This is a genomic window from Pseudoalteromonas sp. AS84, assembly GCF_038900255.1.
GTDB lineage: Bacteria > Pseudomonadota > Gammaproteobacteria > Enterobacterales > Alteromonadaceae > Pseudoalteromonas.
The window spans coordinates 20,921-34,108 of the sequence record NZ_JBBMQY010000004.1; the positions used below are offsets into that span (position 1 = coordinate 20,921).

At 37.4% G+C, this 13,188-nt stretch carries 11 protein-coding genes; 1 reads left to right on the forward strand and 10 read right to left on the reverse strand.

The window, feature by feature from the left end; all coding sequences use genetic code 11:
* Positions 1-62 precede the first annotated feature (62 nt).
* The 3 genes from WNY79_RS05765 to WNY79_RS05775 all read right to left on the reverse strand — a co-directional run bounded on the left by WNY79_RS05765 (position 63) and on the right by WNY79_RS05775 (position 4,217).
* Positions 63-932, reverse strand: a complete 870-nt coding sequence (locus WNY79_RS05765; RefSeq protein WP_076924838.1) for an MYG1 family protein — start codon at positions 930-932, stop codon at positions 63-65.
* 280 nt (positions 933-1,212) lie between these two features.
* Positions 1,213-1,674, reverse strand: a complete 462-nt coding sequence (locus tag WNY79_RS05770) for a GNAT family N-acetyltransferase (RefSeq protein ID WP_076924837.1) — start codon at positions 1,672-1,674, stop codon at positions 1,213-1,215.
* 290 nt (positions 1,675-1,964) lie between these two features.
* Positions 1,965-4,217, reverse strand: coding sequence for an EAL domain-containing protein (locus WNY79_RS05775; protein ID WP_342875364.1), 2,253 nt, complete (start codon positions 4,215-4,217; stop codon positions 1,965-1,967).
* A gap of 293 nt (positions 4,218-4,510) precedes the next feature.
* Between WNY79_RS05775 and cysZ the strand changes: the two genes are divergently transcribed.
* Positions 4,511-5,239: a sulfate transporter CysZ gene (cysZ, locus tag WNY79_RS05780; RefSeq protein ID WP_342875365.1), complete on the forward strand. Its 729-nt coding sequence runs from the start codon at positions 4,511-4,513 to the stop codon at positions 5,237-5,239.
* 73 nt (positions 5,240-5,312) lie between these two features.
* Here the strand turns inward: cysZ and WNY79_RS05785 are convergent, their stop codons facing one another.
* The 7 genes from WNY79_RS05785 to kdsA form a co-directional block, all read right to left on the reverse strand.
* Positions 5,313-5,834: a hypothetical protein gene (locus WNY79_RS05785; RefSeq protein WP_342875366.1), complete on the reverse strand. Its 522-nt coding sequence runs from the start codon at positions 5,832-5,834 to the stop codon at positions 5,313-5,315.
* A gap of 1 nt (position 5,835) precedes the next feature.
* Positions 5,836-9,156, reverse strand: a complete 3,321-nt coding sequence (locus tag WNY79_RS05790; RefSeq protein ID WP_342875367.1) for a hypothetical protein — start codon at positions 9,154-9,156, stop codon at positions 5,836-5,838.
* A gap of 16 nt (positions 9,157-9,172) precedes the next feature.
* Positions 9,173-10,258: a 23S rRNA (cytidine(2498)-2'-O)-methyltransferase RlmM gene (gene rlmM / locus WNY79_RS05795; RefSeq protein WP_342875368.1), complete on the reverse strand. Its 1,086-nt coding sequence runs from the start codon at positions 10,256-10,258 to the stop codon at positions 9,173-9,175.
* A gap of 17 nt (positions 10,259-10,275) precedes the next feature.
* Positions 10,276-10,644, reverse strand: coding sequence for a DUF423 domain-containing protein (locus WNY79_RS05800; protein WP_170072177.1), 369 nt, complete (start codon positions 10,642-10,644; stop codon positions 10,276-10,278).
* A 19-nt stretch (positions 10,645-10,663) separates the two neighbouring features.
* Positions 10,664-11,299, reverse strand: coding sequence for an alpha/beta family hydrolase (locus WNY79_RS05805; RefSeq protein ID WP_342875369.1), 636 nt, complete (start codon positions 11,297-11,299; stop codon positions 10,664-10,666).
* 2 nt (positions 11,300-11,301) lie between these two features.
* A complete protein-coding gene (locus WNY79_RS05810) occupies positions 11,302-12,204 on the reverse strand; it encodes a transcriptional regulator GcvA (RefSeq protein ID WP_024600664.1) in 903 nt (300 codons plus the stop codon).
* A gap of 121 nt (positions 12,205-12,325) precedes the next feature.
* On the reverse strand, positions 12,326-13,180 hold the full coding sequence (gene kdsA / locus WNY79_RS05815) for a 3-deoxy-8-phosphooctulonate synthase (protein WP_024600663.1): 855 nt from the start codon (positions 13,178-13,180) through the stop codon (positions 12,326-12,328).
* Positions 13,181-13,188 lie beyond the last annotated feature (8 nt).

The following is a 13,188-nucleotide window of genomic DNA, read 5'->3' on the forward strand; positions in this document are numbered from 1 at the left end:
AACGTTCTCACGTAATTTAATTAGCTAAGTAACATACAAATGTTGTTACTTAGCTATTTTACTTATTCAGCTAATGCCATTGCGGCAAGCTTCATTGTACTCTCAAACGATTTAGTACCCGCTATAAACAAACCATTGTGACAGAATACGGCATCATCAATACCTGTTTCATCTACAAACGCTTCATCAGATAAGCCTGACCACGCTTTAGGAAGCGATTTTCTATCCTCAAACGATCCTGGCTCAACTGGCACAGTCTGTAATATCCATTGCCCAGAATGCGATGGGTAAACCATGTATAGTGCATCGCTTGATAAAATATGCACTGTTTTTTTCCACGGAGTGTATTTTTCAAGCACTATAACTCTGGCATCTTCTGCACTTTCAATTGCTTTGGCAACAATCTCTTTTGCATTTACACTTCCGTGAGCTGATGCGATAAAACGAATGAGCATGCGAGCTGCAAATTCAACAGCTTCATCAAAGCAGGTATCAAAGTTACTTTCTTCTTCCCATGTAGGATTAAACATTGAGATTGTTTGGCTCAAGCTTATTCCTTTTGACACACCTTCAACATGACCACAATCAATAGCGTCAATTGTTGAAACTAAGCCCGAATCAACTCTATCAGCAACGGCTTGGTTATCATCACACAGCGCTAAGCCATATTTTTTCCACACTAAGCCAAATGATGAAAAAGGAATGCCATTTTCTCGTTCGCCTGCACCACCACGTTGATGATGATCGAAGCGATTAGTTTCGGGGTCGTATTCGCCACCTACATCAATTACAAAGTCGGCACCCTCTATAAGCGCTTTATCGCGAGTACGTACCAGTTTAAACGTTGGCAAAACATGTTTAAGTACCGCAATACTAAAAACGTCATCTGCATGAAAATTACCATTGTGGGTTACTACTGTTATTTCGCTCATTTGTTTATTGCTACTTTTAGAAAAGATAAAAATTCTCGCTTTGTAAGTTAGTCACTAATTATCGAGGCAGATTTTATACGAAGACAGATGTGAAAAACAGTGAAGTATTTTTTGCATCACTATAAAAGACTTTCTTAAAGTGATTAGCGTGGTTATCTCGTTTATTGCAAAACAATAATAAGTAGCTTCTTAAAACTACTCTAAATTAAAATAAAACGAATAATCATGGACCTGATATTTACGACATATTGAGGTTTAACATGTCGTAGCGTTAATAAGCTTATTGGCTAAGCCCTAACTCCATAAATACACTTTGTGGATTATCTATATATGAGCCAAAACTGCTACAGCGTTTAAAGCCTAAATTTTCATATAAATTGATTGATTTTATTTGTTTTGGACCTGTTTCTAAACGTATTAACGGGATCTGCTTCTCGCCAGCTTGATGTAATAAAATCTGCATAATACGTCTTGATAGCCCTTTACCACGATGACTTGGTTTTACGTATAAACGTCTTATTTCGCCATAAGGCTGAGTATCAAATTTCTCTACGATCGCACCACAGGCAATAATACCTTCATCAGTTTTTAAACCAATAGCATACACATTAGGTAAGGTTAATTCGTTTAGCTCCAGAGACTGCGCTGTAGCAACAGGATATAAAGAATTTATAAGTCGGTCTATATCGTCAAATACATTTACTACATCGGGATCATTAGGGTTCAAATCAACTAACTGCATAAAGCTTCCATTCATTGTTATAAGTTTATTAAGCTTTAAATAATATATTCAAGCGGGCATAGCTTAGCATTATTTAACCAAAAAATCTTTAGTCCTTATTTAGCATATAGTTTGGGAAATTTTAACAGCTAGAAAATGCAAAATGTCCTTGTATATAGAGATTTTCTATTTGGTTATTACCAATTAGCTTAATTAAATGATCTATTTTGAGGTAAGAAAGTCGTGTCGATAACAAGGCAGAATTTTTAACATAGTTACCGCCAGATTTAATCCCTCTAAACGATTAAGTATTATTGCGGATTGCTATTAGCCCTATGCCATTTTAAATAACGTTCTTTATCCATAGGCTTTGCAACTAAGTAGCCTTGCATAGTATCAATATTCATTTTTGTAAGTAAGTCATACTGCTCTATTGTTTCTACGCCTTCTGCAACGACCACTAAGTTTAAGCTTTTACCTAAACTGATAATTGTTTGTGCGATATTAAAGCCAATCTCATTATCTAAAATCTTATCAACAAAGCTCTTATCTATTTTTAATTCTTTAACAGGAAACGCACTTAAGTAAGCTAAGCAGGAATACCCTGTTCCAAAGTCGTCAATCGAAAATAAAAAGTCAGCAGCAATGAGCTCTTTCATTTGCCTAATTGTATAATCTATATCGCTAGAGAGCATTGACTCAGTTATTTCTAACTTAATTTGTGATGCTCGAATATCAAATTTATTAATAATGTTGAACAACTCACCTTTTAAATTTGATGAATTGAACTGACTTTGACTAATATTAATTGAAACACTAAACGAGTTGTCAATTACAGCGTTTGCTTTAAGTTCATTAATTAAAATACATATATCATGCAAAACAATATTTTGTAGTTTTTGAATAAGACCGTATTGCTCAGCTATAGGTATAAATTCGTTTGCCGCTATCAGCCCTCTTTGAGGATGGTTCCACCTAATGAGTGCTTCAGCACCAACAACGTTACCTTGCGTATTTACTTGTGGCTGAAAGTAAGCACAAAACTCATTAGACGCAATTGCCCTCACTATATCGGTTTCTAGTTCTGCTTGCTTTTCGAGTAGTGTTTGCAAGGCTGGATCGTAAAAGCTACTGCTATTCCCCCCCTTATTTTTAGAATGATACATAGCTGTATCTGCAAATTTTAATATATTTCCAGCCTGTGCATTTACGCTATCAATTAGGCAAATACCTATGCTACAACTTACTTGGAATGCAAGGTTTCCCAATTCGAATTTATCATGAAAAGCCCTTTGAATTTCTTGAGCAACTGATTTACATTCTAGGATTGCTTGCTTTGTGTCTTGCCCTATGTGTTTAAGTAAAATAATAAATTCATCACCACCCGCTCTGGCTAGTGTATCTGAGTCTTTTATTATTGCACTTAGCCTTTTTGATAGCTCCACAAGTACTTCATCCCCTGCACTGTGCCCAAGTGAATCATTAATACGCTTGAAGTTATCTAGGTCTAAAAATAATAACGCCCCTATATTTTTATTGCACTTGATACTCTCTACACACGCGCTTAATCTGTCACTAAGCATTCTTCTATTTGGAAGTTTAGTTAATGGATCGTAAAAGGCGAGTTTGTGAACTTCTTGCTCAGCTTTTTTCTTTATTGAAATATCTCTGGCCATCCATATTACATGTCTTTTTGTAGGGCTATTGGGATTGTAATGATCTAAAACCGCAGCCCGTCCCTCAAAAACTATATTTCCTTTTAGTACATCTAATTCGTACTCAAAAATTTGCATCTCGTTAGTCGAAAGTGTTTTTTCAATAACGTCAATTATCATCTGCGCATCTTTTTGAGGAAGCAGGTCTTTAACATTTTGACCAATAAGATCCGTCGACGAATCAAGCAGCAACTCATTAGAGGTACCATAAACATCGGTATATGTGCCATCTTCACTTAAAATGAGGATGAGATCGGGCATTACTTTGGTGAAGGCTTTAAATTTTTCATTACTGTGCTGTAAATTAACGACAAGCTGTTTTGCCTTCTCAAATTCGTTATTTTTCTCAAGAGCGATACTTGAAAAGTGTACAAAAAAATCTATTAATTCTAAATCTTGTTCTGATGGGGTTTTAGGTGTGCTGTGATAAATAGCAAAGGTGCCTAACAAATCAGCTTGAGTCGAAAAAATAGGTGTTGACCAACATGACCTAAGATCAAACTTTAGCGCTAAATCTTTAAAGTCCTCCCACAGCGGTGAGGTTTCAATATTTTCTACAATTGTGCGCGACTTCGAGAATGCGGCAGTACCACATGAGCCGACTTTTGGCCCTATGTAAATACCATTAAGCAAATCACAGTACTCTGGATGAATATTAGGGGCTGCGCAATGAAAGAGCTGCTGGCCTTTAATTGATAAAATGGAACACCTTGCAGACTCATCATCAATAATCTGCTCTATTGATAAACAAATTTCAGTAAGCACCTCATTTAAGGGTACCCCTAATGCAATTTTAGATAAAATGCCTTGCTGGTGAGATAATAACTTTTTTAACCGATCCGTACCCATTTCCACTCACTCGCATTATTTATACATATTGATACAACAAAAAGTCTCATGCAGATGCTTTTTTCTATGTAGTAAAGTTCAGTATAGTCATGATTAGTAAGTTTATTCTTTTATTAATAAAAAACTAACCTGATCTACATTGATTAATCATAATTGCATATTACTAAACACCTATAGGTACTATATAACCAAAACCGCAACATTAAAGCTAACACTTTGTTACTTAAAAATACTGTTCAAAATTATTAAGCTATTTATACTGTAGCTAGTGATAAATATTTTTTGAGGTTACAGTGCAGATCACACAAGGTATGGAATATTTTTTTTCGGGGTTTAAATTAATTAGCCAAAAAGGGTTAAAGCGTTTTGTACTTATCCCACTTTTAATTAATGTTTTACTATTTGGTAGCTCGTTGTTTTTCTTATTTGGATGGCTAAGTGATAGCTTTAGCTACATTAATAATATGCTGCCAGAGTGGTTAAGCTGGCTTGAATGGCTAATGTGGCCAATTGCAGTATTAGTCGTATTATTTAGCTACAGCATGCTCTTTACTGTAATCACTAATTTTATTGCAGCCCCCTTTAATGCTTTATTAAGTGAAAAAGTTGAGCTCTATTTAACGGGTCAAAAAATTAATGATGACGGTTTTTCCGAATTAGTTAAAGATGTACCTAGAATGCTTGCCCGTGAGTGGACAAAGCTGTGCTATTACCTTCCTCGCGCTATTGGCTTTTTTATACTTCTTTGGATTTTACCTGTCATAGGTCAAATACTATGGGTTTTATTTACCTGCTGGATGTATGCGGTGCAGTATGAAGACTATGCATTTGATAACCATAAAATTGGCTTTAAGCAGATGAAAGACGATTTAAAATCTAAGCAAGGTTTATCATATGGGTTTGGTTTTGCCGTTATGTTATTAACCGCTATACCCTTTGTAAACTTAATAGTTATGCCTGTAGCTGTGTGTGGTGCAACACGTTTGTGGGTCGATAATTATCGGTCAAAATACCGCAGTTAATTAATAGGTTGCTGACTTTTCAATATTCAAAGGTCACCGCACCCGAGATAAAAAAGCACCTAAGGTGCTTTTTTTAATCTATTTTTAAAGCAATAAACTCAAGCGATGCACGCCTTGGTAATGCAACGCTTTGTTTATCTACTTCTTCGAAGTTTTTAATCAAAATACTAAAGCGCTGATTGTTAAAATTAACGGCTGTAACTTCACCTATTTTTATACTGTGGTTTTGCTGCTGGTTAAACAGCGTTAGTGTTCGCCCGTTTATACGCTCTACGAATAAGTAAGGTGTTTGATCTGGCATCTTTAAACGGATAACATTGATTTTACTTAACTCATGTACCGCCACCCAATTTTGACTCTGCATTAACGTATTATAACTACTAATGCCTTCAGGCTGATAAACAACATCTTGGCTTATCACGCATGTCTTACAGCCCTCTACTGATTCAACTCGCCAGTCAATAGCTGTATTTTTATAATATAAATTGTCATTTTTTAGTAACCATTCACGTGCATTGTTAGTATCGCTACATGCTATTAGTAAGCTTAAAAAACTACTACAAACAATAAACTTAATACTTAACCCTAGTTTCATATTAATGCTCTTTAATTGCTTTTAACTCAGCAATAATTGCACTACTTGGTTGCGCTTCTTTTATATAACTGGGCAGCGTTTCAATATACGTAGGCGAGCTTTGTAAATTACTTTGTAAATTATACACCTTACTATTATTGGTATTTGGCACGCCAAATCGATTACCTGCACTTTGCATATAAAACTGCAAATTAAGCATATTCCACTCATCTACATCACTAAGTATTGAGATTGTATTATCTTGGTTAGTATCAAAGCTGGTTAAGCTTTCAGTGTTAATTGCATTACAGTTAAAATCAACAGGTAGTGAGCCATTTCGATTTAACCCCTGTGCTTCAAGTATTGTGCTCTCATTTAAATCTGCTGAACTACCACTTGAATAATCAATAATAAAATCATCTGTAGAGCCTAAATGACTATTAGTATTTGGTGTAATATCACAACTAACATTGCCTGGATAAAAGCGCTCATAATAACGATCGCCTTCGTTATTACCTATTGTTGATAAACCCGCTAATTGATATAAATAATTCATAGAGCTTAAATGATTAGGCTTAAAGTTAACCTCTTCATCTCCACCATGGTATAAGCCTAAGTTATGGCCTAGCTCATGAAAGATAGTTGATGCTTGATAATTATAAGTTACATTGGTTGCTGTTTGCGTATCCAAAGTTAAGCCCCACCCCCCCATAGTTACCATTAAATCATTACCGCTGATCTCAGCAATACCCGACCCACTAATACTGCCATCTTCATTTCCACTACTTGCCATTAATAAGTAATGAAAAATGGGTCTGCGGGTTATATCGGTATATTCCATTTTATAAGTAAATAAATTAGGGCTACTTAAATCGTACTCAAACGGAGTATAGCTATTAAAAGGGACAACATTTCCGCCACCTAAATCAAAGTTTTCCGGCGCAATATCGCTATTTTGATCAAATAAATCACCTACATCAAAATGAACGGTGTAGCCTTTATTTGCAAATACACTAACAATTTTTTCAAGTGCAGTTCGATGAGGCGTTATTCCAACATCACTACTATCCATATAATCTATTTCAATAAATATATCTTTTTGTGAAGTACGCGCCCCCCATTCATACAGAGGCAGCCCAGCAAATGTTGATCCCTCTACCTCTGCGCAATCTGGAATACCGTCTTTATCATCATCTATTGAGCAAGTTATATCGTTAGGCCCTGCCGGAGTGTTGAATACTGAGTAGTTCCAGTCTGTATTTTGGTTGGTATCGGTTGCACCGAGCGTACGCTTTAAGCTGGCGCCCTGCTCTGGCAGTATTTGTGCAGCATTTTCACCTTGCCACTGCGAGGCTGATACTGGCTCTTGGGTTGAATTTCCAAACTTAACAAAATCGATAGTTTGTGTACTCGCACTATTAAGTAATTCTGCAAAACCATTTATGTACCAATAAGGCCTAATTTGATCATTCGCGTTACCAACAAGTACAAGCTTTGTATTATTTAATGACGCACTTGCTAAAAAGTCATCACCAAAGCGACTTTGTAAAATAATGTAGGCGCCATTTAAAAGCTCTTTATCAGGCAGCGCAAATACTTGCTCTTCACTCAGCGTACTATCAGACATATTAATACTGCGAGCTTTAAGAGAGTAGTCTTGTAAATTTACTGTTGCACCGGTGCCATTATAAAGTTCAACCCAAGGTAAGTCGTTACTAAATTGCACAGATGAAAGCTCTGTTATTTTTATATTTTGGCTAGAAGTTGTAAACGAGGTGGCAGTTTGCGCCAAAATAGTTGTGCTATCAAAATTAGCTAAATCAGCTGTAACACGAATAATATATTGAGTGTCTTCATCAAAGCTTGCGCTTAAATTTACAGTATGAAAATAAGTACTTGTGTCGCTGGTAGTACCCAACAAACTTTCAATAGTTAAAGCCAAGCAAGTAGTAAAGTTATCTGCTGACACTTGTATGCTTCCAGTACAAGTACCATTACTAGAATTAACGGCTAAAGTACTCACAAGCATAATATCTGAAAATGTAATGCTAACAGGGCTATCTACAAATACTGGTTCATTACTATTTTGTGGTGTTACATTACTAATCGTAGCGGGCGTTGAATCAATAACGGTAATACTTAGTACAAATTCGGTTGTGTCTTTGGTATCAGTCGCCGTTAACGTATAGCTTTGTGGAGTGATACTATTTACAGGAGGTGTGTAACTAAAACGTAAGGCTTGGGCATCAATAACACTAATTTGCGCACCATTTAAATCATCACCAAAGTCAATCTGTACGCTATCGTTATCAGCATCGCTAACAACTAAACTAAATTCAGTGGCTTGATTATATTGCACGCTAATACTTACATCATCTGCAGTTGGTGGATTGTTTGGTGCTAATATCACAACTGTTTTTTGAGCGTTATTTGTTGCGTTATCGTCATCTGTTACAGTTACTACAAAGGTAACATTGGTGTTTTGTGCAACAGTAGGCGCGTTAAAGCTAATACTTGTTTCTGCTTGAATAAGTTCAACTACAGGGCCACTTATTTGCTGCCAAGTTATGCTGTTAATACTCCCGTCACTATCTTGTGCATCTGCAACTAAGGTTACACTAACGCCTTTTTCAGCTTCTTCAGGGCCTGTAACAATAACTGTTGGCGCGCTATTTACTTGATTAATTAAAACCGTTTTACTCGCTTGAGCGCTTTTACCGGCATTGTCAGTTACGGTTACGCTAAAACCTAACGTTGTATTTTCAGATACATTAGGGGCAGTAAAACTAAGGACTCCATCTGCTTGTGTAAACTCAACATTGTCCCCAGCAGACTGAATCCAATTAATATTACTTATTGTTCCATCTGTATCTTGAGCGTTAGCAACCAAACTAACCTGTGCGTTAGCAAGTGCACTACTTGGGCCTGTAATATTAACTGTAGGAGCATTATTTTGAGAAGTGATAATGCCTGAAAATACTTGTTGTGCAGTAGCACCTGAATTATCACTAACAGTAACTGAAAAACTAAAGGTCGTGTCAGTGGTTACACTCGGTGCAGTGGCGGTAAGCGTGTTACCGTTAGAGGTGAACGTAAACTCAGGGCCGCTAAGTTGTTGCCATTGATAGCTGGCTATTTGTCCGTCACTATCACTTGCAAGCGCAGTAATAGTAAATGATTGGTTAGAAGCAATAACGTTACTACTAACAGAGAGCGTAACACTGGGCGCAGCGTTATCAGAGGGCGTAGTTGAATCACTACCTTCTCCGCCGCCGCCACAACCTGTGATTAAAAGTGATAAAAAAAGTAAACTTAGCCATTTATTAATATTGTTTTTTACCACTTTTAGCCTCTACATATTAACTATACAAATTTTGTGGCACCTTAGTAACGTTTAAATGAACGGTTATTTCCTCACGATCATGATACAGATGTTTAGCTTGTAACTCGTAATTAATACCTTGTTTCTCAAGCTCTTTTCTTATGATCGAAAGACATTCATAAACACTATCAAAGCGTTTTTTCATAGGGAGTTTTAAGTTAAATATAAACTCTTTTGCGTATGCATTTACTGCCCAGTCAATCATTAGCGTAGTCACTTTGGTTGGTTTTTCCACCATATCGCACACTAACCAAGTAATATTTCTTTTTTCTGGACGATATTTAAAACCATCGGCTCTAAAATGTTTAACTTGCCCAGTTTGCATTAAATCGTCATTCATTGGACCGTTATCAATCGCGCTTACAAACATACCACGGCGTACAAGCTGATAAGTCCAACCACCCGGGCATGCACCTAAATCAACACTGCGCATACCTGCTGCCACACGTGATTCACGTTGCTGTTCAGGAATAAATACATTAAACGCTTCATCGAGTTTTAACGTTGAACGACTCGGTGCATCGCTTGGCATACGAAGGCGTAAAATACCCATGAAAAATGGAGAATTATTAAAGCTATACGAGTAACCCACATAAGCCGTATTGTTTGTTAAAAACATGACATGCATTACTGGGCGGTTTGCTTTTGGCTCACGCAGTACTGTATTTTGTTTTTCGAGGGCTTTTTTAAGCGGCGTTGAGATTTTTTTACAGAACGTTAAAAGCTCTTTGCCTTCATTGGTATCTGGCGTTTCAACGCGCAGCTCTGAGCACAATGTAAAATCTTTAGCAGCTTCAACTACTGCACTTACACGGTCCTCTACTGGCATGTTTTCAAGCAATGTACCGGCAAACCATTGGCGTGCGAACACCATATTTTTAAAATCGACTTTTTTGATTATTTCGTCGCTGTGATGCGCTTCAAAACATTCGTAAACAACATAACCTGTATTTGGCTTTGCTTTTACATACCCTGCAAAACCCTGCTCTGCAGCATGAAACGTTATTTCAGCAGCGGCATCGTTTTCAAAACCACTACGACAATAAATCACAACACTAGACATATTAACCCTTAAACTCTTTAAAACTTAAATCGTGCAACTTGCACTAAAATAACAATCCAACCAATAATAAAGCACAATCCACCAAGCGGTGTTATCGGCCCTAGCCACTTCATATCTGTTAGAGCGAGTAAATATAAACTGCCACTAAAAAGTAGTGTGCCAGTTATGAAAAAGCCACCAGCCCAACTCAGATTTATGCCCCATTTAATTAAAATAGCCACCGCAATAAGTGCAAGGCCATGCACCATTTGATACTCAGCAGCTGTTTTAAAAACCCCCAATGAATACTCCGATAAACGGCTTTTTAAACCATGGGCAGCAAATGCACCTAACATAACCGAGAGCATACAAAAAACACTGCCGGTCATTAAAAATAATTTAATCATTTAACCCCCTAATCGAGTTTTAACACATCTCAACTTGTTGCTTAATAAATTCAACGGCACTTAACGCTGCTGTTTCTCTATTTTGCAGTTCAGTTACACCACTTTTTTTACGTGGTTTTAATGAATGATCGCCATCAGGCAGCCATGTGATTAAAGGCTGTTTTGGCATTTCCATAGTAAGCAGTTCTTCACGTGTACCAAATGTATCTCGCTCGCCCTGTAATACTAAAAAAGGGCAAACAATATCAGCAAAATGATCGGTGCGTAACTTTTCTGGCTTACCCGGCGGATGAAATGGATAACCAAATGCAATAACACCCGAAAGTTTTTGCTCGGTGCTGCACGCAAGCATTGATGCCATACGTCCGCCCATCGATTTACCGCCTATAAATAACGGTAAATCTGGCTGCGCCTTCGTTAGCACTTGCTCATAATAAATAAGTAGTTTTGGTGCTCGCTCAGGAGGCCTACGTTTATTGGTTTGTTTGGCAACTTGCATATATTCAAAATCAAATAAACCAACATCAACACCTTGCTCGCTTATTAATTTTGCCATGTGTTGCATAAAGTCAGAATCGCTACCGGCACCTGCACCATGCGCAAATATAAACTGTGCAATTGCAGGTTGTGCGGTGCTTTTAAACCATTCAATCATTATTAATACTCATGTTCTTGCTCATGCTCTACTAAGCTCAGCATCCACTCTTTAAACGAAACTATTTTACCAAGCTCTGTTTGCGATTCGCGAAGCACTAAGTAATATGCATTTTTACTTTCTAGACTGTGATTAAACGGAATAACCAAACGCCCTGCATCTATGTCGGGTTTAGCTAATACACTATTACCAATTGCCACACCTTGCCCATGTACTGCAGCTTGTAACACCATTGATGAGTGACTAAAAATAGGCCCTTGATTTACCTGGATGTTACGCACACCTGCAGTTTTCATCCACGTTTTCCAGTTTTTACGTGTGGTGTCATGCAATAAGGTGTGATGCGCTAAATCACTTGGTTGGTCAAGCGGCTTTGGCCCACTTAATAACATAGGGCTACAAAGTGGTACTAAATATTCAGTATGAAGTTTGTACGCTTGTACGCCATTCCAATGACCTCTTCCATAGTAAATAGCAATATCTACGTCATCAGTCAGTGAGTTTTCATCTTGATCTTGCGCTTTTATTCGCACATCTATCTCAGGGTGCAACTCATTAAACAAACTCAAACGAGGCACTAACCACTGAATAGCAAAGCTTGGCGTTAGGCTTACTGTTAATGAGCCTTTTGCACCACGGGCTAATAGCTTTTCAGTGGCATCAATAAGCTGAGTAAAAATCTCTTTTATATCTAAAAAATAGCCTTGGCCTTCTTCAGTTAATAATAATGAGCGGTTTTTACGTAAAAACAACTTTAAACCTAAATGCTCTTCAAGTGTTTTTATTTGATGACTTACTGCCGCCTGCGTTACATAAAGCTCTTCTGCTGCCTTAGTAAAACTTAAATGACGCGCAGCCGCTTCAAAGGCCTTTAATGCGTTTAGTGGAGGTACCCGTCTTGACATAATAACCAAGCTTAGAATTAGTTTTTCTTATGCGTGAGATTATATACATCATATAAGTTTGTGTATATTAAAGGCATAAAAAAAGCGACCTGAGTCGCTTTTTAATAAACATCATGCTTAATTATAAATCGCTTGCACTTGTATCAAGTGGAGCAAAGCTTTTAATTAAATCATCAACCGCTTTCATTTGCGTTAAGTACCCCTCTAACTTACTAAGCGCTAGCGCACATGGGCCATCACATTTAGCTTCGTTAGGGTTTGGATGCGCCTCAATAAATAAACCTGCAATACCTAGCGCCATACCGCTGCGTGCAAGCTCTGCTGCTTGTGCACGACGACCATCAGCAGAATCAGCTCGGCCACCAGGGCGCTGAAGTGCATGTGTTGCATCAAAAATAACAGGCGCCATTGCTTTCATGTCATCCATACCCAGCATATCAACCACTAGGTTGTTATAACCAAAGCTAGAGCCACGCTCACAAAGTGCGATGTTATTATTACCCGCTTCATTAAATTTAGTAATGATATGGCGCATTTCATGTGGCGCTAAAAACTGTGGTTTTTTCACGTTAATAATTGCACCTGTTTTAGCCATCGCCACAACTAAATCTGTTTGACGTGCTAAAAAAGCGGGTAACTGAATTACATCAACAACTTCAGCAACAGGCGCTGCTTGATGCGGTTCATGTACATCAGTAATAAGTGGAATTTTAAACGTGTTTTTAATCTCTTCAAATATTTTTAAACCTTCTTCCATACCTGGACCACGGTACGAATTGATTGAAGAACGGTTAGCCTTATCAAATGACGCTTTAAATACATAAGGAATATTTAATTTAGTCGTTACTTCTACGTAATGCTCTGCAACACGCATAGCTAAATCGCGAGATTCTAATACGTTAATACCACCAAACAATACAAACGGTTTGTTGTTTGCTAGCTCAATTTCATTAATTTTAATAATTTGGTCTTTCATTTAAATTC